The 25,620-nt window shown below is 34.8% G+C and carries 23 protein-coding genes; 11 read left to right on the plus strand and 12 right to left on the minus strand.

Annotation, left to right across the window (positions count from 1 at the left end; genetic code table 11):
- Positions 1 to 255: 255 nt before the first annotated feature.
- The 7 genes from AC0QT4_RS04105 (at position 256) to AC0QT4_RS04135 (ending at position 6,825) form a co-directional block, all read left to right on the plus strand.
- The gene (locus AC0QT4_RS04105; RefSeq protein WP_473200453.1) at positions 256 to 1,419 is read left to right on the plus strand and encodes a D-alanyl-D-alanine carboxypeptidase family protein; all 1,164 of its coding nucleotides are present in this window, start codon (positions 256 to 258) and stop codon (positions 1,417 to 1,419) included.
- A 29-nt stretch (positions 1,420 to 1,448) separates the two neighbouring features.
- Positions 1,449 to 2,096, plus strand: coding sequence for a dTMP kinase (tmk, locus tag AC0QT4_RS04110; protein WP_473200454.1), 648 nt, complete (start codon positions 1,449 to 1,451; stop codon positions 2,094 to 2,096).
- Positions 2,093 to 3,148 (plus strand): DNA polymerase III subunit delta', encoded by a 1,056-nt coding sequence (locus AC0QT4_RS04115; protein WP_473200455.1) that lies wholly within the window; start codon positions 2,093 to 2,095, stop codon positions 3,146 to 3,148. Before tmk ends, AC0QT4_RS04115 begins: the two co-directional genes overlap by 4 nt.
- A gap of 61 nt (positions 3,149 to 3,209) precedes the next feature.
- Positions 3,210 to 4,757 carry a methionine--tRNA ligase gene (gene metG, locus AC0QT4_RS04120; protein ID WP_473200456.1) on the plus strand — a complete coding sequence of 516 codons (1,548 nt, stop codon included), beginning with the start codon at positions 3,210 to 3,212 and terminating at the stop codon, positions 4,755 to 4,757.
- 1 nt (position 4,758) lies between these two features.
- Entirely contained in the window at positions 4,759 to 5,532 is a 774-nt protein-coding gene (locus tag AC0QT4_RS04125) for a TatD family hydrolase (protein WP_473200457.1), read from the plus strand.
- Between the two features lie 10 nt (positions 5,533 to 5,542).
- Entirely contained in the window at positions 5,543 to 6,358 is an 816-nt protein-coding gene (locus tag AC0QT4_RS04130) for an MBL fold metallo-hydrolase (protein ID WP_473200458.1), read from the plus strand.
- A 107-nt stretch (positions 6,359 to 6,465) separates the two neighbouring features.
- Positions 6,466 to 6,825, plus strand: a complete 360-nt coding sequence (locus tag AC0QT4_RS04135) for a hypothetical protein (protein WP_473200459.1) — start codon at positions 6,466 to 6,468, stop codon at positions 6,823 to 6,825.
- Between the two features lie 462 nt (positions 6,826 to 7,287).
- Here AC0QT4_RS04135 and AC0QT4_RS04140 read toward each other — a convergent pair whose 3' ends face one another.
- From AC0QT4_RS04140 to pcsA, 3 genes are read right to left on the minus strand one after another with little or no spacing between them, the layout of a single operon-like run.
- Complete coding sequence (locus AC0QT4_RS04140) at positions 7,288 to 7,683, minus strand: DUF6163 family protein (RefSeq protein WP_473200460.1); 396 nt, start codon at positions 7,681 to 7,683, stop codon at positions 7,288 to 7,290.
- Positions 7,680 to 8,717, minus strand: coding sequence for an enoyl-CoA hydratase/isomerase family protein (locus tag AC0QT4_RS04145; RefSeq protein WP_473200461.1), 1,038 nt, complete (start codon positions 8,715 to 8,717; stop codon positions 7,680 to 7,682). Before AC0QT4_RS04145 ends, AC0QT4_RS04140 begins: the two co-directional genes overlap by 4 nt.
- 21 nt (positions 8,718 to 8,738) lie before the next feature.
- Entirely contained in the window at positions 8,739 to 9,509 is a 771-nt protein-coding gene (gene pcsA / locus AC0QT4_RS04150; protein ID WP_473200462.1) for a phosphatidylcholine synthase, read from the minus strand.
- A gap of 271 nt (positions 9,510 to 9,780) precedes the next feature.
- On the opposite strand from pcsA, the gene AC0QT4_RS04155 reads away from it, so the two are divergent.
- The 4 genes from AC0QT4_RS04155 (at position 9,781) to sodC (ending at position 12,890) form a co-directional block, all read left to right on the plus strand.
- Complete coding sequence (locus AC0QT4_RS04155; protein ID WP_473200557.1) at positions 9,781 to 10,947, plus strand: UbiH/UbiF family hydroxylase; 1,167 nt, start codon at positions 9,781 to 9,783, stop codon at positions 10,945 to 10,947.
- Positions 10,948 to 11,401: 454 nt separating this feature from the next.
- A complete protein-coding gene (locus tag AC0QT4_RS04160) occupies positions 11,402 to 11,746 on the plus strand; it encodes a hypothetical protein (RefSeq protein ID WP_473200463.1) in 345 nt (114 codons plus the stop codon).
- Entirely contained in the window at positions 11,739 to 12,044 is a 306-nt protein-coding gene (locus AC0QT4_RS04165; RefSeq protein ID WP_473200464.1) for a hypothetical protein, read from the plus strand. Before AC0QT4_RS04160 ends, AC0QT4_RS04165 begins: the two co-directional genes overlap by 8 nt.
- Positions 12,045 to 12,362: 318 nt before the next feature.
- Complete coding sequence (sodC, locus tag AC0QT4_RS04170) at positions 12,363 to 12,890, plus strand: superoxide dismutase [Cu-Zn] SodC (RefSeq protein WP_473200465.1); 528 nt, start codon at positions 12,363 to 12,365, stop codon at positions 12,888 to 12,890.
- A 319-nt stretch (positions 12,891 to 13,209) separates the two neighbouring features.
- Here sodC and AC0QT4_RS04175 read toward each other — a convergent pair whose 3' ends face one another.
- The 9 genes from AC0QT4_RS04175 to AC0QT4_RS04215 all read right to left on the minus strand — a co-directional run bounded on the left by AC0QT4_RS04175 (position 13,210) and on the right by AC0QT4_RS04215 (position 25,470).
- The gene (locus tag AC0QT4_RS04175) at positions 13,210 to 14,160 is read right to left on the minus strand and encodes a COG2958 family protein (RefSeq protein WP_473200466.1); all 951 of its coding nucleotides are present in this window, start codon (positions 14,158 to 14,160) and stop codon (positions 13,210 to 13,212) included.
- A gap of 207 nt (positions 14,161 to 14,367) precedes the next feature.
- A complete protein-coding gene (locus AC0QT4_RS04180) occupies positions 14,368 to 17,151 on the minus strand; it encodes a DEAD/DEAH box helicase (RefSeq protein ID WP_473200467.1) in 2,784 nt (927 codons plus the stop codon).
- A gap of 21 nt (positions 17,152 to 17,172) precedes the next feature.
- Positions 17,173 to 18,813 (minus strand): site-specific DNA-methyltransferase, encoded by a 1,641-nt coding sequence (locus AC0QT4_RS04185; protein ID WP_473200468.1) that lies wholly within the window; start codon positions 18,811 to 18,813, stop codon positions 17,173 to 17,175.
- A gap of 82 nt (positions 18,814 to 18,895) precedes the next feature.
- Entirely contained in the window at positions 18,896 to 19,297 is a 402-nt protein-coding gene (locus AC0QT4_RS04190) for an SUF system Fe-S cluster assembly protein (RefSeq protein WP_473200469.1), read from the minus strand.
- Positions 19,290 to 20,534, minus strand: coding sequence for a cysteine desulfurase (locus AC0QT4_RS04195; protein WP_473200470.1), 1,245 nt, complete (start codon positions 20,532 to 20,534; stop codon positions 19,290 to 19,292). Before AC0QT4_RS04195 ends, AC0QT4_RS04190 begins: the two co-directional genes overlap by 8 nt.
- A gap of 9 nt (positions 20,535 to 20,543) precedes the next feature.
- Positions 20,544 to 21,806 carry a Fe-S cluster assembly protein SufD gene (sufD, locus tag AC0QT4_RS04200; protein WP_473200471.1) on the minus strand — a complete coding sequence of 421 codons (1,263 nt, stop codon included), beginning with the start codon at positions 21,804 to 21,806 and terminating at the stop codon, positions 20,544 to 20,546.
- Positions 21,807 to 21,817: 11 nt separating this feature from the next.
- Positions 21,818 to 22,573: a Fe-S cluster assembly ATPase SufC gene (sufC, locus tag AC0QT4_RS04205; protein WP_473200472.1), complete on the minus strand. Its 756-nt coding sequence runs from the start codon at positions 22,571 to 22,573 to the stop codon at positions 21,818 to 21,820.
- A 52-nt stretch (positions 22,574 to 22,625) separates the two neighbouring features.
- Positions 22,626 to 24,140: a Fe-S cluster assembly protein SufB gene (sufB, locus tag AC0QT4_RS04210; RefSeq protein WP_473200473.1), complete on the minus strand. Its 1,515-nt coding sequence runs from the start codon at positions 24,138 to 24,140 to the stop codon at positions 22,626 to 22,628.
- A gap of 184 nt (positions 24,141 to 24,324) precedes the next feature.
- On the minus strand, positions 24,325 to 25,470 hold the full coding sequence (locus AC0QT4_RS04215; RefSeq protein ID WP_473200474.1) for a cysteine desulfurase family protein: 1,146 nt from the start codon (positions 25,468 to 25,470) through the stop codon (positions 24,325 to 24,327).
- Positions 25,471 to 25,620 lie beyond the last annotated feature (150 nt).

Raw genomic sequence — 25,620 nt, forward strand, 5'->3', positions numbered from 1 at the left:
CAAATAAAATTGTGTGTTACTATAAAAAAGTAATGCACTTTGGTATCATTTTTGCATTTTACGAGTACATTAAAATATCAAAAATAAATTCTACAAGAAAAATGAAAAATAGAGTATAGTGTGTTGTTTATTTTGATAGTCATAAGCAAAAAGAGAAAGCTATTCTAAGTTTGTAATGACAGTTTGCAGAAAACAAATCTTTTCTTACACAAGGAGATTCTTTATGCTGATTCTTTAGATATGGGAGAAGCAGCTATGCATACAGCATTAAGAGTTTTATTTACCTTACTTTGGATGTTGACGTTAAATGGGGGGGGCAAAGCACAGAATTTTCAATTTCCTACGTCGTCATTACTGTTATTGGATGATAACACAGATACAATACTTTTTGAAAAACAAAGTGATATTGTTTTTTTTCCTGCTTCATTAGCAAAATTGATGACGGCTGAAGTCGTTTTTCATCAATTAAAAAAAGGAGCGTTAAGCACTACACAGAAATTTAAGGTCAGTGAAAATGCTTGGCGTAAAGGTGGAGCACCTTCTGGTACAACCACTATGTTTGCAAAAGTAAAAACAGAAATTAGTATCTCTGACCTTCTGCGTGGTTTAATTATTGTTAATGGTAATGATGCGGCTATTATTCTCGCTGAAGGAATATCAGGAAGTGAGGCTGATTTTGCTAAACTGATGAATCAGCGAGCTAAAACACTTGGATTATCACATAGTCATTTTGTTAACGCAACAGGGCTTCCTGAAGAGGGGCAATTTGTAACATTACATGATATGATTACATTAGTGCGTCATATTGTTCATGAGTATCCTGATTACTACATGATTTACCGTGAACCTCACTTTACTTGGAATAATATTTTTCAACGGAACAAAAATCCTCTTATTTCTAAAGAAATTGGCGTTGAAGGATTTAGTTCTGGCTATAGCGAAAAGGATGGAGGTTCAATGGTTGTTACCATTTATGAAAATCAACGACGTCTTTTTTTAGCAATAAATGGTTTGCAAGATGCTAAAAGGCGTACAACGGAAGTAGAACGCATTCTTCAATGGGGAATGACAGCTTTTGATCTTAAAACAATTTTCAAAAAGGGAGAGACGGTTGGCCATGCTTCTGTTTATGGTGGAATAAAAAATTCTGTTTCTCTTATTGTTAAAGAACCGATAAGCTTTATGCTCTCGAATGAAAAAAAAATGAATATTAAGGCAAAAATTAAATATCATGGTCCTTTAAAGGCACCGATTGTTTTAGGGCAACCTGTTGGTGTTCTACAAATTTTAGAAGATAAAAAAGTTCTTCTTGAAAAAACGGTTTTTGCTGGAAACAATGTTCAGGAAGGAAGCTTTTTGATAAAAGCAAAAAATGCATTCTATGAAATAACAATTGGATGGTTACGAAAATATTTATAATACGAGCTAGATAAGATTAAGGTTTATACGTGTCAGGTTATTTTATTACATTCGAAGGAGGGGAGGGAGCGGGGAAAACAGTGCAAATTTCTTTGCTTTCTCAATATCTTTCTGGCCAAGGTTATGACGTTGTTACAACGCGAGAACCAGGAGGGACACAAGGTGCAGAAGCAATCCGCTATATTCTATTGTCTGGTAAGGCTCAACATTATGGACCTTTAATGGAAGCGCTTTTGTTTACAGCAGCGCGTGCTGATCATGTTAGTGAAGTTATTATACCTGCATTACAAAAAGGAAAAATTGTTTTATGTGATCGTTTTATTGATTCCACACGCGTTTATCAAGGACTCAATGATCGCGTGAATTATTCTACTCTTACTGTTTTAGAATGTGTTGCACTTAATGGGGCAATGCCTCATTTAACATTTTTGTTAGATATACCAGCAATATATGGTATGGAGCGTGCAAATTTGCGAAGAAAAAAAATAACAAAAACAATAGATTATTTTGAAAAAGATAATTTAGAGATACAAGAACAAAGGCGGCAAGCCTTTTTGCAATTAGCTAAACAGGAGCCTCATCGGTTTCGCGTAATTGATGCCACAGATACAGTGGAAGTTATTGCGCATCAAATAAGAGATATTTGTTATCAAGCAATGTTGGATCAGCTTTCATGAGTAATGTAGATTTTTTACGCCAATATGATGATATCGAGACAGTTTTATCCCCTTTATCGAATAATATGATCTTTGGTCATGAAGATGCTCGCCACTTTTTGGCACAAATGCTTAAGGGAGGGCATTTACATCATGCCTTATTATTTGAAGGAGAGTACGGAATTGGCAAGTCCACATTGGCGTTTCACCTTGCTTGGAATATTTTAAGCTCTCAACGGGACGATTTTTTGCAACCAGAGTATAATTCTATTACATGGAAGCAAATTATGCAGGGTAGTCATCCTAACCTTTTACATATTTCACGTCGTTTTGATTTAAAAACACAAAAATTTAAAACAGGTATACTCATTGATGATATCCGCGATGTTATGCATTTTTTAAATCAAACATCGCAAGATAATGGGTGGCGCATTGTTATCATTAATCCTGCAGATGATATGAATAAGAGTGCAGCTAATGCCATTCTTAAAACACTTGAGGAACCTCCTACAAAGACTTTGTTCATTCTTATCACGCATTCTTTGGGAAAATTGCTCCCAACAATTCGCTCACGATGCCAGCAAATTTCCTTGCGTTCCTTGCGTGATGATGAGATGAAAAAAGCCATTACACATATTTTTTCCAATCAGAATTTACCTGATGAAAAAACTGTTGAAATGATTATTAAAAGATCCAAAGGAAGTCTTCGAAAAGCTGCTTTACTTATTTGCGATGGTGGTTTTGAAATTATTAAAACCATTGATACTCTCTTGGAGCAATCCGTTTGTAATCCAACTGTTGTACATACAATTGCACAAACACTTTCATCTCTTTCTTCAGGAATTCAATTTCAACAATTTTGCGATGAAATTCTTGATAAAATTCAAAAAAAAGCTATCATACTCGCCGAAAGGGGAAATTTAGCTCTCTCAAAAAAATGTGCGCAAACATGGCAGGAAATTCATCAAGAGATATTAGAATTGCAATCATTTAATCTCGATAAAAAGCAATTCATTATTAGCCTGCTTTTTAAAGTTCATAAGATCATTCGTGAGACTGAGCTTTTTCCGTGACAATGTGATTAACAGACGTTATGTCATTGTAGCTTTTATTGTATTTTGCAACGAGTCTGACATGCGCGACACATATTACATAACAACTCCAATTTTTTATCCTAATGGTACCCCACATATTGGGCACGCCTATAGTGCAATTGCAAGCGATGTTTTAGCCCGTTTTCAACGACTGGAGGGCAAAAAAGTATTTTTTCTCTCTGGTACAGATGAACACGGCTTGAAGATGCAACAGACAGCAGAAGCGTTAGGTATAACACCTAAACAGCTTGCAGACCGTAATAGCACAGCATTTCAAAAAATGCTTGCAGTATTAAATTGTTCTAATGACGATTTTATTCGAACCACAGAAGAGCGCCATTATCAGGCTTGTCAAAAAATTTGGAAAAAGATGGAAGAAAACGGTGATATTTATCTTAGCCGTTATACTGGTTGGTATTCGGTTCGTCAGGAAGCCTATTATGAAGAAAAAGATACTGTAGTTGGAGAAGATAACATTCGTCGCGAAAAGGAGTTAGGATCTCCAGTTGAATGGAACGAAGAAGAAAGTTATTTTTTTAGACTTTCTCGTTATCAAAAAGCTCTTCTTGAATATTATGAAAAGCACCCTGATTTTATTGCTCCGCTTGAAAGACGTAATGAAGTTATAAGTTTTGTCAAATCGGGATTAAAGGATATTTCCATTTCACGTGTAAGTTTTAATTGGGGAGTTCCTGTTCCAAATAATCCAAAACATGTGATGTATGTTTGGGTTGATGCACTGACAAATTATCTTTCAGCAATTAACTTTTTCGATGAAAATGCGAATAAACGAGATTTTTGGCCTGCAAATACTCATATTATTGGTAAAGATATTATTCGTTTTCATGCAATCTATTGGCCAGCATTTTTAATGTCTGCTGGAATTGAATTTCCTAAGCATATTTTTGCTCATGGTTTTTTACTTAACCGCGGTACAAAAATGTCAAAATCCATTGGAAATGTCGTTGATCCTTTTGAAATGGTTGATCACTATGGTCTTGATCAGGTACGTTACTTCCTTCTTCGTGAAGTACCATTTGGACAAGATGGTAGTTATAGCCATGATAGTTTTGTGAATCGCATTAACGCAGATCTTGCTAATGATCTTGGTAACTTAGCACAGCGCTCTTTGTCTATGATTGCCAAAAATTGTGAGGCAAAAGTTCCTATACCAGCTGCATTTTTAGTTCAAGATCAACAGCTTTTAGAACAATCTCTTCAAGCACTTAAAATTGTACGCCAAGCCATGTCTTGCCATGGGATGCATTTAGCACTTTCAGCTATTTTTTTAGTTATAGCAGATGCTAATCGCTATTTTGCTAGCGAACAACCTTGGAGTTTACGGAAAAGTAATCCAGAAAGATTTTCTACAGTTCTTTACGTAACTGTAGAAATTCTACGGCGAATAGGAATTATGCTCTTACCTTTCATACCACAGTCAGCGACCAAACTTCTTGATAGCCTTGCGATAGCAGAAGACAAGCGGTTATTGCATCATATTAATCATTCAAAAATTCAAGAAGGCCTTGATCTTCCACCACCAGAACCCATTTTCCCCCGTTATATTTTAAAGAAAGACGAGACTTAGTATGCTCATTGATACACATTGTCATCTTGATTTTGAAGATTTTTCACAAGATTTGGATGATATTATCCAGCGGGCTTTAGATGCTAACGTTGAACGTATGATAACAATTTCAACACATGTTCATAAGTTGGATAAGCTTTTAGCAATTGCGCAGACTTATCAGCAAGTCTTTTGTTCCGTTGGCACGCATCCCAATCATGTCCATGAAGAACAGAATATTACAGCCGAAGAGCTTATTCAATACTCACAGCATCCTAAAATTGTTGCGTTTGGAGAAGCTGGTCTTGATTATCATTATAATTATTCTTCACCAGAAAAACAAAAGAAAGTTTTTCAAGAACATATCATTGCTTCTCGAGAAACACAGCTTCCTCTTGTCATACATTCACGCAATGCCGATTTGGATATGGAAAAAATATTACGCGAACAAATAAAAGAAGGTGCTTTTCCATTCGTTCTTCATTGTTATTCATCTGGAATGCAACTTGCTCGTGCTGGCATTGAACTTGGTGGTTATATTTCTTTTTCAGGCATTCTTACTTTTAAAAATGCGCTTGAAATCCGCAAAATAGCAAAAATTGTGCCTCATGAACATTTATTGGTGGAAACAGATGCACCATTTTTAGCGCCTATGCCTCATCGAGGAAAAAGAAATGAGCCATCTTTTGTTTGTCATACAGCAGCTATTTTAGCTGAAACAATTGGCTTAAGCATTGAAAAAACAGTTCAGATAACAACCTGCAATGCTTTTCGTTTATTTAGCAAAATGAAATAAGGTAAAAGGTATGTTTGATAAATACCGATTTACAATATTAGGCTGTGGTTCCTCTCCAGGAGTTCCACGCCCTAATGGTGATTGGGGAGCTTGTGATCCCAATAATCCTAAAAATAAACGCTATAGAAGTTCTTTATTAGTTGAACGCGTTCATACATCCGGAAAAAAAACAACTATCGTTATTGACACTGGTCCAGATTTTAGATCACAAATGATTGAGGCTTGTGTAAACCATCTTGATGCTGCACTCTATACGCATTTTCACGCAGATCATATTCACGGTATTGATGACTTGCGCAGTTATGCGCTTGCACAAAAATGCTTAATCGATATTTATGCAGACACTTGCACATTAGGGCATTTGAAAAATGCTTTCGGATATTGTTTTCAAAATCTAAAAGGTTCATCTTATTCACCCATTTTAAAAGAGCATCTTATCAACGAAGAGAGCCAGTTCATAATTCAGGGGCGGGGAGGAGCAATAATCGTTAATACACATTTGCAATGTCATGGGAAAATTCAATCTTTAGGTTTTCGTATTGGTAATGTTGCTTACTGTACAGATGTGAGTAAATTTCCTGAAAAAACATTACCAAAATTAATGAATTTGGATGTTTTAATTATTGAGGCGCTGCAATTTGAAGCTCATCCAAGTCATCTTTCCGTTGATCAAGCAATACAATGGATAAAATATTTAAAACCAAAACAAGCTATACTCACTCATATGGATAGATCTCTTGATTACAGTAAAGTTGTAAACTATGTCCCATCATATGTTACACCTGCATATCAAGGGCTTGTTTTTGAAATAGATGTACCGATCTAGCAACCAAATATTTCCTGTTAACTAAAAAATTCTTTTAAATTATAGCCTTTATTTTGTTTTATTTTCAACTTATTTATGTCTACTTTTTATATTAGAATGAGGTTTCTATGTATAGCTATTTTAAGCGGGTAACATGTATTGTGATTTTAGCGATTTTCTTATCAGCATGTGGGGGACGTGTAGAAAAAAACATTTCAGTTACAACATTACACGATGGCGCAATGAGCTGTGGTGATATTCAACGAGAGTTTTTTGCTAATAGACGTCAGATTAATGACACAGCTGCAGAGCGATCTAAGGCAAGAAATAAAAACGTAGCTTTAACAGCAGCAAGTGTTGTCTTTGTTCCTGCTTTGTTTTTTCTAGATGTAAAATCAAGTGAGAGTAACGAAATTGCTGCTCTAAATAACCGTAATGCTGTTTTAAGTGACCTTGCGTATATGAAACGTTGTAAACTACCACAATAATTTCGCATTATTATACCATATGTATTTTTTTTGGCTTTAAGTCATATTACTTAAAGCCAAGTTTTTAATATGTTATTTACTGTCTAAAATATTTTTGTCAAAATTTTGCCATAATTTTGTTTAAAAGATGAATTATGCGACATAAATATGAACAATACGTGTCTAAAGTAAGGGTTGCTCTGTTTTCGTATAGATTAGGCTCTTTATTTTTTCTACATCATAACATTATCGCATAATATATATTATGGAACTTTTAAAAATGAAAGGATATAAATTACATGGCAGCAATGGCAATTTGGGGAACAGTTTCAACATTATTATGGATATTTTCAACAAAATACAATAGTGTTTTCGATTTGTGGTGGGTACCTTTTGTTTAATTTGTTTAAGAAGACTTAATTAAGATTAAAAATCGGGTCAGTTCATTCTGGCCCGAAAACTTAAATTGCCACTTAATCATGATCACGATTTCTTTTTTAAAACATTAATTTTGATAATCTGTATTATCACAAAGGCTAGAAATAACATCCCATAAAGTAACAGTACGATAGAAACAGAAGCAGAATAATATATCATTACTGTTTCAGTAAATGCAGCAATGCACCATAAAACAACACCCCATAGTGAATACATCCAAAGTCCGATTAAGGCGATAGGATAAACAATAGCTAATATGGCTGATGCAAATTGCCACTGCCATGGCATGAGATCAAAACGCCATAGAATACCTGGCAGAACACCAACGAGACGCACCCAATAAAAAACGCTTAAAGCTAAGCAAATGAGCGCTAAAAAACGCAAATAACACTTATAAATTAAATTGATTTTTGCGATCTGTTTTTGAGAATCTTTTTTCAAAATAATAATTCTTTTTCAACAGGTTGAAAATAAGCATCTATCATTTCATCTGTTACTGACGAAAGTTTGTTTGGCTGCCATTTAGGTATTTTGTCTTTATCAATTAACATTGCACGCACACCTTCACGGAAATCATGCGAACTTATCATATGATGTGCGATGCGATTTTCAATTTTTATACAATCTTCTAAAGTTTGAGATAGATTTCGTTTCATTTGTTTCCAAGTCACTTTTAAACTTATTGGAGAGCGTGATCGCAAAATATCATAACATTTTTTGGCAAATAAAATGCCTTCTTTGCTTTTTCTATCAAGCAATTCGAGACATTCTTCCAACGTATCGGCACCAAAACAAGCGTTGATAATACAGCGTATTTCATGACTTGTTTCATAGTCTTTCGTTATTGCTCGTTCTTCTAAAGCTAATTTAAGATCTCCTTGTTCAATAATAGTTTTTTTAATGTACTCTAAATCAATTTCAGGAACAGCATGTGTTGCTAACCCTAAATTTAAGCAATCACCCCATTTTATGCGCGCGCCAGTCAATGCAAGGTAAATACCAAAATGATCAGGAAGAGATGGTAAGAAAAAACTTGCACCAACATCTGGAAAAAATCCAATAGCACATTCTGGCATAGCAAAGAGCGCATTTTCTGTAACAATTCGGTGTGAACCGTATATGGAAATACCTACCCCTCCTCCCATCCAAATACCGTTTAAAAAAGAAATGTAGGGTTTTGGAAAACGCTTAATATAAGCATTTAAACGATACTCGTCGCTAAAATATTGGTAAGAAGAATCCGTATGATAGATTTCTACAACATCTCCACCAGCGCAAAAAGCACGTCCCTCTCCTTCAACTAAGATGCAAGAAATACCATCATCTGTTGCCCAAGTGTTGAGAGCTTTTTTTAAGGCGTAAACCATTCGATGATTAAGAGCATTTAACGCTAAAGGACGCGTGAGCTTTATAATGCCAGCATGTCCCTCTTTTTTAAAAAGAATATCATTACCCGCCCCAAAATCAATCTGCATCTCATACCTTTCCCAAAGTATCTATTTTTGTTTTTTTTCACCCAATTTAGGAAATAGCTGCATGATAGCACCAATACAATATATATAAATGCCTGTTACTGAAATTCCTAGTTTAACCCAATATGGAGCATCTAGTTTGTAAAAAAATGCGGCTAGGCCAAAAGAGCACCATAAAAGAAAAATTGGAAAATTAAGCCACCGCAAACGAATAACTCTTACTGGATGAATAAAATAAATTGGTAAAAAAGATATAATTGCTGACAAAACAATAATGATAAAAGTAACCCACTCCCCTGGTTTTACTACAAAAAGCACGAAAACCATCATATTCCAAACCACAGGAAAACCTTTAAAAAAGTTTTCTTTGGTTTTCATTCCAGTGTCTGCATAATAAATAGCGGATGAAATGACAATGATAGCACTCAATAAAAACGATAGTTCTGACTCCATTAAACCACTTTGATAAAGTGCAAAAGCTGGAATTAAAACATAAGTTACGTAATCAATAATGTTATCTAAAAGTTCTCCGGACCAAGTTGGTAGAATGTATTTGACATCAAGTTTGCGCGCAATTGGCCCATCAATACCATCAACAAGAAGTGCAAATCCAAGCCAACAAAACATAGCAGTCCATTCTTTTTGAGATGCCGATATTAGAGAAAGAAATGCTAAAAATGAACCTGAAGCTGTTAATAAATGGACAGAAAAAGCCTTTGCTTGTGGCATCGTTACTTTTTTATGGCGCAATAGATCGGCATTCTTTTTAATCTTTTTTGTTAACTTACGTTTCAAAGTTTTCTTATCCTTGCTTCAAAAATTTTCATCAATATACCAATACGCCATTTTTACTTATGATATGACTTACCGTACAAAAATCATAAAAAGGTTACTTTTTTATATCGCATTATTATTACATAATATAATAGAAGATCTTCATACAATAAAAAGAGATTATTTTTTTAGAAACATTAAAATATTTGGTAAATGGAAAAAGGCTCAATCCGCTGTGACATTGAAAAACAAGCATAAAGATATTGCTGTCATTGGTGCGGGACCAGTGGGTATGCTAGCAGCGCTTAGTCTTGCACATAAGGGCTGCTCTGTTTGTCTTATTGGTCCACCTACTCGTGCAAATGAGTTACGGACAACTGCTCTTATGATGCCGGCAATACGTATGCTTCAAAAACTCAACATTTGGTGTATTCTTAAACAACATGCCGCCCCTTTATCATTCATGAGAATTATAGACATAACCTCTAGAAGCGTTCGTGCCCCTACTGTAAATTTTTCTTCTGCTGAAATTGGTGAAGAGGCTTTCGGTTATAATATCCCTAATATAGAGTTAAACAATGCTTTAGTCTCTAAAATTGCACATACACCTAATATCATAAGATTTATTTCTTTAGCAAAATTTTTTCATTATCAAAAAAAACATGTCTCTATTACTCTTGAAGATGGTAGAGATATTCAAACCTCTCTTGTTATTGCTGCTGATGGATGTCACTCTCCAACACGAACGGCAGCAGGTATAGGTGTTAAGCAGTGGAATTATCCGCAAAAAGCACTTGTTCTCAATTTTTCTCATGAGTTTTCTCATCAAAATACATCAACTGAATTTCATACAGAAAATGGTCCATTTACACAGGTTCCATTACTAGGAAAAAAATCCAGTCTTGTATGGGTTGTTAGTCCTTCTCGTGCTGAGAAATTGTTAACAATAGGGTCAAAAACAATTGAAAAAATAATGGAAGATCAAATGCAGTCTATGCTTGGAACACTGACATTAGAAACACCAATTCAAGCATGGCCACTTTCAGGACTTATTGCTCATCGTTTTGCTGCCAACCGAACAATATTAGTAGGCGAAGCAGCCCATGTTTTTCCTCCTATTGGAGCACAGGGATTAAATTTAGGATTTCGTGATGTCCAAACTTTGATTGATATTTTACCCAACCAAATATCCGATTCTAACGCTGAAATGATTATTGTGCGTTATAACAAATGTCGAACACCTGATATACTTATCAGAAGTGGAGCTGTTCATACGCTTAACTCTGCTTTACTTTCCGATATGTTGCCTGTTCATATTGTGCGAAGTGTTGGACTTGGATTGTTACGTAATTGCTCACCGTTACGGAATTTATTTATGCGAGAAGGAATGTATCCTAGTTACGGATTCAAAAAAATTATGCAAACATTCCTAAAAAATCTACCAAACACGCCCATTTGATTTTTTTAGTGAAATCAAAATATATAGTAATTAAGAGAACAAACAGGATCGCTGAATATTTATGCTGGTAAAAGAAGTATTTTTGGTTTTCAGATTTTTATCAAACATTTAAAATTAAATACCATATTATTTCTAGATCATCACAGTAGTAAGATTTTTTAATAAGTTGTAATCAAAAAAATATTACATGATAATCCATATAACAATATAAATGCATAAAATCTATCATCATATATCTTTTCTATTTATATTAGTTGTTTCAGAAGTATAAAAAATTATTACAAACAGAAACTTACGTCCATTTTTCTTATAAGAAGATTCAAACGATTTTGGTTAATTAACATAAATTTAAAAAAATTTCTTCGTTAAGTATAATAGTAAAAATAAAATATTTTGAGGAACCTGTTAGTAATACAGATGTTAATGAAGTGTTGTTTTAACAGGTGATGAAGAGATGAGATTAAGTAAAATTTTAAGATCAGGTATTCTTTTTATGACGATTATCTGTCTTTCATCTATAGTTACAGCTTCAATAAGTAAGCTTTTTTATGCTCCCTATTGTCAAACTTCCACGTATACTTCCACGAAAGATATCACTAAACAAGGGCAAAATTCATTTACAGCTTCGCAAATTAAAAACTGTCTTATGCAAAATGGTTTTATGGATATTAAACGATTGCGTTTAGACGATAAAGGCATTTGGCGCGCTTTAGTAGAATTTAAAAAACACCATTTTCTTGTATCAGTTGATTACTCTGGAACAGTTGGTATTCAAAGCGAAAGAAAAAAATATGATTAATTTGAGCAAAAGCGATTCTAATAGTTGTGAGAAAACTTTTTTCGAAAAAATCTATCATTCTATTAAAGAACCTGCTTTTATTGGAAGTTTAAATGGTAGTGTATCAGGAGCAATTGCGGCGATTCTTGCAACTTATGGTTATATTTCACTGCCAGGATTTGGTCCAATTATTGCAATGGGTATCAGTATGGCATTTTTTACCGGAACGATAATTGGTGCAATGATAGGATCAATAATGGGTGTTTTTATCGGTGCATTTTGTGCTTTTGTTGGATATATATACATTACAATAGCTTAAATTTAATGATAAATAAGCACTTTTGTAAATTAATCTTTCTTAGAAACATAAATTTTTTATAAAATTATGAAATCTGCTTTAGGAGTTATCTCCTAAAAAAATATAACTAAACTGCCTGTAAAAGCAATAATTTAAGAGGTGATATTATTTTAGGATATGCTTAAAAATGTGTAAAGCAAGTTATTTCAAAAAATATGATTTATCAAGTATATAAAGTACGGAATTACATAGAATTATAAAAAATATTTTTTATCATTATGATTTTTATTCTATTTTTTTTAATAAAATTTATTTCAAATAACTATAAAGAGGTGTTATATGAATAGATCTTTCTTTCTCCTTTTGACCTTACTAATGTTTTTATTTAATTATTCTACAACCTTAGCAAAATCTATGCAGGTAAAGATTTATGAGATAGAAAATAACAATACAAAAAAATCTATTGGTACAATTAAAATTGAAGAAAATACATATGGTTTAATTTTCGTGCCCAATTTGTTCAACTTACCGGAAGGTTTGCACGGTTTTCATGTCCATGTAAATCCTTCATGTGATATGAAAGAGGGTATAATTGGTGGTGCTGCAGGTGGACATTATGACCCACAGCATACCAATAAACATCTTGGACCTTATAATGTTAATGGTCACTTAGGTGATTTACCTGCGCTGTATGTTGATGATAAAGGGCAATCAACAATGAGTGTTATTGCCCCAAGAATTAAAAAGCTTTCTGAGCTAAAAGGGCACTCATTAATCATTCATTTAGGAGGAGACAACCACTCTGACAAGCCATTACCGCTTGGCGGAGGTGGAGCGCGTTTGGCATGTGGTATTATCGAAGAATAAGCTTAAAATCGCGATAAACTATGGAAAAAATGTACATTTCCATAGTTCATCAACACTATATTTTTTAGGATGAATATTTTTATATTCGCTTACTTTATCATAGCAATAAATAATGTTAGTTTTTCTATTGATTACGAATGTCATTAATTGTTTCTATGATAGAAATACTCGCAAAAATAATATTTCTTAATTCAAGGGAATGTAAACAAGGATTTTTTCAAGATATAGTTGATGACTTTATCTTGATAACAAATAGCTAAAAACAATAAAAGAAATAAACTAAAAAATTTTAGAGTGATAGTAATCTTTATCACTATGCTCATGGATTTATCTGATTCCAATCAGATGGGCGAATTTCACCAGTCTGGTAAAATTGACGAATGAGTTTAATATAATCAAGGAAATCCTTGTTTTCTTCTACCAATCTATTAGCAGTATTCCAGTCAATTTCACTGCGTTCTTTAGCAGGAATCATAATCTGACTCTCGGATGTATTCTCCTTATTAAGTCTTATAAATCCAATTCCATGTAAACTTGAAAGTATCCGAAGCTCTTTTAAAGTATCAATACCCTCAATTTCACTGGCTACTAAATAACTAAAATTAGCCCATGAGGAGTTGCTAACTGTTTGAAAAAAGACTTGCCGTAAATTTGAGCGGTTGATAAGAATTTTTACTTCAAAAGACCAGAGCTTTGTTTTTTTATCAAAATATTGCAAAACACAATCTTTGATTTCACGATGCCATTTGTTACTTAAATCTTGCAACCCCACAAGATCTGGATAAAGCCATTTATTTCCACCAAGCCCTTGTTTGTTACGAGAACGTTTCTCGTCAATACGCTTGCTATACACTTCAAGCTCTGACCATAAAAATTGAGATAATAATGGATACAGTTCATGCTCTCTAATAGAAAAACTACCTGTCTCAGAAGCTGTATGCAATACACTTTTTTCTACTTCGTCAATTTCATCTTTATCTGTTAATTGTGTAAAATAATATTGTCGTGGTCGACCCTCAGTGGTTTTAATTTCTGGATAACGTTTTTGCAATTGAGGGCGCCTAGATCCTATTTCAGCAACAATTTGCTGAATAAGAGCAGCCTCACTGTTAAGGGGGGTAACTGTTGCTGTTGAACGCTTTTGTTTTTTATGACATTCCTTTGGGTAATTTTCGAATATCCATTGAGCGATTTCTCTAGCTGTAAATTTTTTTGTCGGATTTTGCTTTAAAAAGCTAAAAGTAGTTTTCGTTAAATCTAGAAGCATCATACATCAAATCATCCATTTTTATAGTCTATTATAGGTAGATCACTATAGTCAGGTTTTACAAGAAAAAGAGCAATAAACAGTTTTATCTTTTTTGAGAAGAGCTTATTTCTTTTACATCACTCAATTTGCTAAATGAAATCCGGATATTTTTTTATTTTAAATAAACTTCTTTTTTCGCATTAAGGTTATTATTGTTTGGAAAAAGAGCTATTCTGCGTTAGGTTCAGCTCTTGAAATTGTGAACTCTGCGCACAAACCTTCAAAACTACGATTGGCCTTAATAGTATCATGTGGAATAAGAACATAATGCCATGGTTTTCCATCATGCGTAACAGCATAATTCGTTGCATGATAACACCACTGAACCGCTGCATTTCTCTTTTTCAAAACAATAGGATTTTGCATTTCAGATGCTTTTTTAGGTTCGCAAAGATATTTTGCGTCTTTCGTTTCTACAACAAAATCCGGTTCATATGTCAATCCTTTATCATATTCTATCTTGAAAAAACCTCGTGCGGGCTTCATCCATTTTAACACTTTTACATCATCCTCTAATATTTGGGCAAACCGCAATTCTCCCTCCACTGAATCAAATTTTTGTACAGGATAACAGCATTTTTCAAATCCTTCGAATACAAATGTTCTAATGTCGCTTTTATTGGAAGGAATACAACGAAAATTAAGGGGTAATGTACCCTTTGGTAGAACGTAGTGAATAGGTGTTAAGGTTGTAAACCCCCGCGTGATTTTAATCTCATAATCCAGTTGTGTTTTCCACTGGTGTGACTTTAATTGAGCAACTATAAAACTGTTAAGTTGATGCTGATAGTGAATCAATACATTCTCAATAGCAGCATCATTTGATAAATAAGATCGAAAATGTTGCACCAACTGACCCGCTAATTTTCGTAATAGTGGTGTATGGTTGTCATAATCGATAAAGTCATTATCAATTAAACCACGAATGATATAATTCTCAAGATGAGGTTCTTTGAGATACTCATGTTCAGAGGTAAGGAAAATGCTTTTATGTGTGCGTAATTCTCGAATTAAAAGTTCTTTACTCACAGGTTGTAAATTTAAACTTTCTAAGTTCTTCAAGTCAAAGTCAGAAAAACCATAAGTAACCTCACTCGTGGGAATAAGCACAATATTAGGAATATCTATTATAAGCTTTGCTGAATTTTCTGTTAGGTCTGCAACCACTTTTGGCACCAAAGCTTCAACTTCTGCCTTTCTGCTATCAGAAATAAGAGCATCCTTTGATGCGTGCATGGTTGCTATAACTTCATTACTAATTTTTTCTTGGATTACAGTGGAGCAAAGTGCCTGAGAACTCGGTAAATTTTCATATCTTTTGATAATATTCCACGTGATATCAGCAATTTTTTTCTCTTCGGGAGTGATAGATGGATTCGTATTATGCAACACGACATCTTGTAAATCAACTGCTCCATTTATATTGGAGCGACGTGTCATCGTTTTCTTGGTTAATTCTATTTCTGCACAACTTGGTACTGTAAGTATATCTGTTTTTTCAGTTGATATATCTCCGCCTATTCCAATCTCAATATGCTTTTTAATAATTGAGTTTGGCTCATTAGCACGATCAATAATATCTTGGAAACGATCATGTGCAATGATTGTTAAACGATCAATAGATTCTATGCCGGTTTTACTCCCATAAGGCAAACGTAATCCACGACCTATTGTTTGTTCAGTTAAAATCTCTGAAGTAGATGCGCGCAACGGCACAATGGTATAGAGATTGGTGACATCCCATCCCTCTTTCAATTTATTAACATGAATAACAATTTCCGTTGGCTCACGAGGGTCTTCAATTGCAATCAACTTTTGAATATTTTTATCTTCTTCTGTATTCGATTGTTTTGAATGAATTTCTATAACCTTTCCCTTATAAGCCCCCGCAAAAAAATCATCTGCTTCTAATAAATCACGTAATTTCTGCGCATGCTCTGTATCTTGAGCGACAACCAAAACAAAAGGCTTAACGAATTTCTTTTTGTAATCGTTAGCATAGATAACTAAATCTGCTTTTACTTTTTCGTGTGCATGAATTGCATCTTGTAGTTTAATATACTCTAATTGTTCAAGCGTATAGTTTTGGGGTTGAAAGTCTTTACGTGTAGCAACAGCTGGCTCTTTTACAAACCCATCTCTCATAGCCTCTGCAAGTGAATAGCCATAAACAACGTTTTTAAAATCCACGGGTTTTGCCCCTATTGTTTTCGGTGTTGCTGTAAGTTCTAAACCTAAAATAGGTCTTAACTCATTAATCGCCGAAACACCCGCAGAAGCTCGATAACGATGCGCTTCATCCATTAGAAGCACTAGATCAGGAAGATTTGCAAGATAATCAAAATAACTTTCTCCAATAGTTTCTTGTAAGCGTTTAATCCGTGGAATATTTGATTTTGCAGTTCCTTTTTTATGATCGGTTGTGTTAATTTTGGAAATATTAAAAATATTGATGAAAATTGTATCCCCATCCTCAAACAAACGCTTTTGTCCATAAAATTTTGGTTCAGTAGAGTGAATTCCTTTACCACTTTCATAATCATCCCCGGTAATAATGACCGGTCTATTTGCAATAAACTCATTCATTCCAGTGAATACATATTTGGGACTTTGAGGACTGAAATCCTGTTTTAACTTTTCATAAATAGTCAAATTAGGCGCCAATATAAAAAAGTGGCGACTGTGGCCTGTTAAATAAAGATAGCTAATGAAAGCGCCCATCAAACGTGTTTTCCCAACTCCGGTCGCCAAAGCAAAACAAAAAGAAGGAAAATCGCGTTCAAAATCTTGTATAGAAGGATAGAGTTTTTTTATCCCTTCTAAATTTGCAACTAAATCAGTGTTTTTAGAAAGTTCAATATTGTCTAGGATTTTCACTAAAATATTTAAAGCTTCCTGTTGAGGATAACGCAATGACAAGCGAGCAGAAATCCTTTTTTCAATAGTGTTCATGAAAAACTCCGCTTTTTCTATTTATCCGAATAGATCTAATTCTACTTGTGCAATATCTTTATCTTTTTGAGTTTTTTTCACTACCACCATTGGTTCAAGATTTGCTACATTTAGACTGTAATCATCCCTCCCCCATTCACACTTTTCTAATACGGCACGGGGTATTTTTGTAAGCGTGAGATTCTCAAAAGATTCTGGTTTCGTATCAAAAGCTGCACAACAAATAAGTAAAGTACGATGAGGACCAACTTCTTCACTGATAACGCGTAGTTGTTCATGTGTCATTGCATTGGTTGTAACATAAATATAATCCGTTTCGGTTGAGTATCCTTGCATCCAATAATGGTTTTCATCGGGGGCATAGATAAATCCCATATGTTTGCACATAGCTTCTGAAAGCATAGCAGCATTATATTCACGACTAATAATCCACTGTCCCCATGGATCTTTTTGCAACAAAGAAGGTGCAAGACGATAATAGCGGAATCCTCCACCACCTTGCCAATTTACATTTTTAGAAATGCCACCTTGATCAGTGCCATCAATCACTTGTTTTAAACGAGGAATAATATGCGTATGACAATGTTCCCCAAGTTCAATCATAATCCACTGACGGCCCATTTTGTGAGCAACCGCTCCAGTGGTACCAGAACCGGCAAAGGAGTCCAGTACAAGATCACCAGGATTGGAGGCAAGTTGAATAATGCGTTCGATAAGACGTTCAGGTTTTGGGGTTGCAAATACATTATCAGAATTAAAGACCTTGACTTCTTTTTTAGCATCTTGATTGTGTCCAACTTCTGTATAGAGCCAAATAGTCATTGAAACCATACCATTTTTCACCTCTGATAAAAAACGTTTAATACGTGGTACTCCGCCATTATCTGACCCAAACCATATACGATTATCTTCTAGTAGCTTAACAAATTTTTGTTTACTAACGCGCCAACTCGCTCCAGCTGGAGGCATCACCTTACGCCCAGAAGGCGTAATGATTTCATAAATATCTTTAGGTGTTACTCTTTTCGCAGATAAATTATCTGATTGCCATAATCCACGAGGATCATTATCAGGATTTTTATAGCGTGCATCCATATCAGCTGAACGAGGAAGCAAATTAGGACGCCAAATAGTTTTATCTTTGGCATAAACCATTACAAAATCATGGTTATCTGAAAGCCATTTTGTATCATTTTGTGGAGCATATTTCTTTTGCCAAATGACATTATTTACAAAATTTTTTCGACCAAAAATTTCGTCCATCATAACTTTAAGATAAGCTTGTTCATCGTCGTCAATGGATATCCAAATACTTCCATCATCTGCAAGCAAACGATGTAACAATTCTAATCTATCTCTCATAAGGCTTAGCCATATGGAATGTTCTAAACCGTCTTCATAATGTTCGAATGCATTGCCCGTATTATAAGGTGGGTCAATATAGATACATTTCACCTTACCTGTATATGCTTGTTCAAGCGCTTTGAGCGCAAGTAAATTATCACCAAAGATAAGTTTATTATCAAAAATATCTTGAGAAGATACTTGATGTGGAGCGTGGTAAGATTTTTCAAGATCTTCTAATAAAATACGAGGTTCTAGTTTTGGGCGTTTCTCTTTTCCAATCCAAGTGAGTTCCAATTTTTGTTTATTATAACTCATATGATCGTCCTTAAATTTAAACGCTTGCGAAAAGTAAACACCTTATTCATGAATGGCTAAATTAGAGTTGTTTAACAATATCTTAGTACCATCCGACAGCAATTTGTGCTTCTTCTGACATACAATCAGGCGTCCATGGGGGATCAAAAGTCATGGAGACTTCAACATGCGAAACACCTTCAACTGCGCTTACAGCATTTTCTACCCAACTAGGCATTTCACCGGCGACGGGACATCCCGGTGCCGTGAGTGTCATTTCAATTTTTACTGAACGATCATCTTCAATATCAATACGATAAATTAATCCTAGCTCATAAATATCAGCAGGAATCTCTGGATCATAAACTGTTTTGAGAGCAGAAATAATATCATTCGTCATACGATCAATTTCATCTGCTGGAATGGCTGATATATAAGATTTTCCATTTTCACTTACAGATTCAACAGGTCCTGTAGAATGATGCTCTTCAATTGTTTTAGCCATTAAAAAACGTCCTTGCTTTTTCTAATGCTTCTACTAATTGGTCAATATCTTCGTGGGTATTATACATAGCAAATGATGCACGACAAATAGATGTTAAACCAAAGCGTTGTAATAAAGGCTGTGCACAATGTGTTCCCGCACGTATAGCAACTCCTTTTCTATCAATAAACATAGCAATATCATGTGCGTGGATACCTTCCATCTCAAAAGATACAATAGCTCCTTTATGAGGAGAACGTCCGTAAATACGCAATGACTTAACCGTTTCAAGCCTTTCATGTGCATAAGCTAACAGTGCTGTTTCATGGACATGAATAGCATTTCTACCCTTTTTTTGCATATAATCAATGGCTGCAGCCAATCCAATAGCTTGAACTATGGGAGGCGTTCCCGCTTCAAAGCGATAGGGGAGAGCATTATAAGAAACCTTATCAGGTGTTACATCCTCGACCATCTCCCCTCCTCCTTGAAAAGGACGCATTTCCTCTAGCCGATGTTTTTTACCATAAAGAACACCAACACCTGTAGGACCATAAAGCTTATGACCCGTAAAAACATACCAATCACAATCAAGATTTTGCACGTCAACTGTTAAATGTACAGCACCTTGAGAACCATCAACAAGAACTGGAATGGCATTTTGATGTGCTAGCTGAACAATCTCTTTAACAGGAGGAATAGTTCCTAATATATTGGACATGTGCGTAATAGCAATCAGTTTTGTTCGTTCACTTAAAACTTTTTGCAAATCCTCAATATGTAAAATACCATTTTCATCAATCGGAACAAAAGTGAGCTTAATACCCTTTTGTTCACGAAGGAAATGCCAAGGAATAATATTTGAATGATGTTCCATAATAGTGAGAACGACTTCATCACCTTCCTTTAATTTGGACATACCCCAACCATAAGCAACAGCATTAATGGCCTCTGTTGCATTTTTCATAAAAATAATTTCTTCAACAGTTTGAGCATTTAAAAATGCACGAACCGTTTCACGAGCATTTTCATAAGATTGTGTTGCCGCATTTGCTAAAAAATATATTCCCCTATGCACATTAGCATAGTTGCATTGATAGAAATTATTCATAGCATTAAGCACTGATTGTGGTTTTTGAGCAGAGGCGCCATTATCGAGATAGACTAATCGTTTTCCATAAACACTCTGCTGTAAAAGAGGAAAATCACGCCGAATTTTTTCTACATCATAACTTAATGTCTGTCCGTCATTTTCCATTTATTTCCCTTAAACATTTTTTTCTAACCATCTGCTAATAATATTTTTCAAAATAGCTTGAATATCATCTTGTTTGATGTCTTCAATAAGTTCAAAGACAAATCCTTTAATTAAAAGTCCGCGAGCAGTTTTAAAAGGAATACCGCGCGCCATGAGATAAAAAAGATGATTATGGTTAATATTGGCAACTGTCGCACCGTGACCACATGCAACATCATCAGCAAAAATTTCTAGTTCAGGCTTTGCATTAAATTCGGCAGTATCTGAAAGTATGAGGCTATTACAAGCCATGCGTGCATCTGTTTTTTGAGCTTTTTGAGCAACACGTATTGTTCCTTGAAAAACACCGACTGCCTTATCCGTGACAACATTGCGTATAATTTCGGTTGAGGTTGATTTTTCTTCAATGTGACGAACAGTCATCGTGAGGTCGCTATGCGTTTGTCCTGATAACAAATTTATAACTCGCAATTGAAAGTTAGATTCTTCTTCTTGTAACTCAATATCAATTTCCTGACGATTAAGTTGACTGCCTATATTAATTATATAAAGCGAGAGTTTTGCTCCTTGACCAAGAAGGGTGCGAAATCGGCTAAACTGCGTAGAATTAAAACTGCGATCGCAAATAATAATCCATGTAACATCACTATATGCGGACACATCTAAGGAAGATATCGAACTGGCGAAGGCCTCTTTATCATTCCCAATCTGATGTTCAACAAATACAGCTTGACAGTTTTTCTCAATCTTTATCTCTGAAAAAACATGAGATTGTCCTCCCATTTGAATATACTGTAATTCAATAGGAACATTTAATTTTGTATTTTCAGGAATATGAAAAAGCCAACCATCGGTAACAAAAGCTGTATTTAATTGTCCAATAAAATCTTCATCAGAAATAATGTGATCTATTTTTATAGAATTTTCTTTTAATGCATCTGCAAGACGTTTTACTGTAATATTTGTTATCTTCGATTGTGTAACTGTTTTTCCATTAAAAATGGAAAAAATAGCACTTTGTGAAAGTAATGATTCAACGAATTCCTCATTGTTTGTTTCTGAAAAATGACTAACAGATTTCAATAACGTGCGCAAATTCGTATAATGCCAACTTTCAATTTTACGTGAAGGAAGTTGTTTTTTTTGAAACAGTTCAATAGCTTTTTTGCGAACTGCCTGTATAGCTCTATCGCCAGGTAAATTGCTTATACATTGGTTGAAATTATTGAGTATATCTTTTTCAACTGGTAACAACTTTTGCTGTGCTTTCATATTTGATGACCTTAAGCCGCTTCACTAATGAGATCAGCATATCCATTTTGTTCTAAATAAAGCGCTAATGATTTGTCTCCACTTTTAATAATTCGTCCTTTATAAAGAACATGTACCGTATCAGGAATAATATAATTAAGTAGGCGTTGGTAATGGGTAATAACTAAAAATGAACGCTTTGAATCCCGAAGTTTATTAACACCATCTGCAACAATTTTTAACGCATCAATATCTAAACCGGAATCTGTTTCATCTAAAATGCAAAGCTTAGGTTCAAGAAGCGCCATTTGTAAAATTTCAGCACGTTTTTTTTCTCCACCTGAAAAACCTACATTTAATGGACGTTTTAACATGTCCATATCTATTTCAAGTTTTGAAGAAATCTCCTTAACATATTTTATAAACTCAGGAATTTTAAGTTCTTCATTACCACGCGCTTTACGTTGAGAATTCATTGCAACTTTTAAAAATTCCATCGTTGCTACTCCAGGAATTTCCATTGGATATTGAAACGCAAGAAAAACACCATAGGTAGCACGTTCTGCTGGATCCATTTCTAAAAGTGATTGTCCATTATAAAGAATATCACCTTCTATCACTTCATAATCATCACGACCAGCAAGTAAATAAGATAAAGTTGATTTTCCAGCTCCATTTTGTCCCATAATAGCCGCAACTTCACCATCTTGAACGGTCAAATTTAAACCACGAATAACTTCTGTATCGGTCCCAACAATACGAGCACGCAAATTTTTTATCTCCAACATAATGTAATCCTGTTCTGGCTATTTTATATCAAGTGTGCTCTTTATTTAATAATTATCCCACACTACCTTCAAGGCTGATACCAATAAGTTTTTGTGCTTCAACAGCAAATTCCATTGGAAGTTTTTGAATGACTTCTTTGACAAAACCATTCACAATTAATGCGATAGCTTCCTCTTCAGGAATCCCTCGTTGCATAACATAGAAAAGCTGATCATCAGAAATTTTTGATGTCGTTGCTTCATGTTCAAATTGAGCTGTCGCATTCTTTGCTTCAATATAGGGGACTGTATGAGCACCACAATCATTCCCAATTAATAAACTATCACATTGCGTAAAGTTGCGTGCATTCTGCGCCTTTCTCTGTGCTGTAACCTGCCCCCGATAAGTGTTATTTGAAAAACCAGCAGAAATACCTTTAGAAACAATACGGCTTGATGTATTTTTTCCCAAATGAATCATTTTTGTACCAGAATCAATTTGCTGATAGCCATTTGCAACGGCAATAGAATAAAACTCTCCACGCGAGTTGTCGCCACGGAGTAAGCAAGATGGGTATTTCCAAGTAATTGCAGAACCCGTTTCAACTTGTGTCCATGAAATTTTAGCGTTATCGCCTCGGCAATCTCCACGTTTTGTTACAAAATTATAAATACCGCCCTTACCATCTTTATCACCGGGATACCAATTTTGTACTGTAGAATATTTAATTTCTGCATTTTTAAGAGCAATAAGCTCAACAACAGCAGCATGAAGTTGGTTTTCATCACGTTGGGGGGCTGTACACCCTTCAAGATAAGAAACATAAGAATCTTCATCAGCAATAATTAATGTTCGTTCAAACTGCCCTGTATTGCGTTCATTAATTCTAAAATAGGTTGAAAGCTCCATAGGACAACGAACGCCTTTAGGAATATAAACAAATGAACCATCTGTAAAAACAGCTGCATTTAAAGCAGCGTAATAATTATCACCGACAGGCACAACGGTTCCTAAATATTCCTTAATAAGAGCGGAATGTTCAGTAATTGCTTCTGAAATAGAACAAAAAATAACACCAGCACGTGCCAACTCTTTTTTAAATGTTGTTACAACAGAAACAGAGTCAAAGACTGCATCGACAGCGACCTGTCCTGATGCATAAATATTATCATCAAAAGTAGAAGGATCAGACTGTTTTCTTACCCCTGCCAAAATTTCTTGTTCTTTGAGAGGAATACCAAGTTTTTCATAAGTTGCCAACAACTCAGGATCCACTTCCTCTAAAGACTTTGGTCCTGTATGATTCTTAGGAGCAGCGTAATAATAGAGCTCTTGAAAATCAATTTTGGGGTATTTAATGCGCGCCCAATTAGGCTCTTGCATTGTTAACCAACGACGAAAAGCTTGCAAACGCCATGTCAGCATCCATTCAGGTTCATGTTTTTTAGCAGAAATAAATCTGATAATATCTTCGTTTAAACCTTTTGGGGCTTTATCTGTTTCAATATTGGTTTCAAACCCATATTTATATTGATCAACATCTATTTCCCGTACTTGGCGTATTGTTTCTTGTACTGCCGGCGACATAAACTTTCTCCATTTTTTGGCATCAAGAACCGGTAACTAAAAGTCTTGTTTTTTCATAGAATTGAAGTAAGCAATTCGTTTTCTAGGTTATATGGAAAGTGGAAAAATTTCAATCAAGCTTAAAAGCTTACTTAATTTTCAAAATAATTTTAATTTAGAAGCGTTAAATGTAAATGATTAAATTCTACCTCTTCCTCTTACTGATAAATTGAGAAAAAAACAATAAAAAATCATCAACATCTTGGGATGTTGTGCTCTGTCCTATTGAAATGCGTATCGCTCCATTAGGAACATGATGCCCCATTGCTGTCAAGACCTTGCTTTGCTTTACTTTTCCTGAAGAACAAGCAGAACCTGCTGATACAGAAAATCCTGCTAAATCAAAACCAATTTGCATAGTTTCAGCTTTTATATCACGCACCGTGAAATAAGTTGTGTTTGGCAAACGTTGAACTCTTTTACCAAAAATTTCAACATCATTAGATATTGTCTGTATTCCATCTTCTAATTTATTGCGTAAATATATTAACTGTTCTCTCTCTTCTTGAGTAAAACAATCAGTTATTGCTGCCCCAAAAGCTGCGATAAGCGGCAGGGCTTCAGTTCCTCCACGCGAACCTTTCTCTTGCCCTCCTCCTATAATAAGAGGATATGGCATCAAAAGATTTCCACATGAAACAAAAGCTCCGATTCCTTTAGGTCCACCAATTTTATGCGCAGACAGTATGAAAAAATCCCCTCCCATTTGATGAATATCAACAAAATTTTTGTCTACGTATTGTGTCAAATCAACAATAAGAATGCCTCCAAAACTGTGAACAATAGCGGCTATTTCTTCTATTGGTTGAATAACACCGGTTTCACCATTGGCAGCTTGAATGGCAACAAGAGGAAGACCTTTCGTGTTGTCGTGAACAGTTAAGAGAGAAATTAATTTATCTTGTTGAATAAGACCATCTTGATCAACAGAAACTGTACTGATGAATTCTTTAGAAAAACGTCCTCCTTCTGCAAGAGATGGGTGTTCAGTAGCTCCAAGATATAGATGAGAAAATTGAACTTTAGAGCTTCCCATACTATAAAAAGGTGTCAATAAAGTCATCGCTGCTTCAGTCGCACCAGATGTAAATACAACGTGGTCTGAATGTGTATTAAGGCTTTCAGCGATTTGTCGGCGCGCTTTTCCCAATAAGGCTTTAGCAGCACGCCCTTCCGCATGAACGGATGATGGATTACCAAATATCTCTAGAGATTCTAATAATGCCACCCGTGCAATTTTCTTGAGCGGTGTTGTCGCATTGTGATCAAAATATCGGCGTCTTACAACCATTTTACATCGCAACCATTAATCTTATGAATTGATTTAAAAAAATAGTGCAATTTTCTTGAAAAATGCACTTAAAAAAGAATATCTAGTAATTAAATAGAGATTCTATGGTAAAAGTCGATTAAGGTCAATAAGAGCCTTTATAGCATTTAA

It is taken from the genome of Bartonella sp. EBT8 (genome assembly GCF_055796165.1).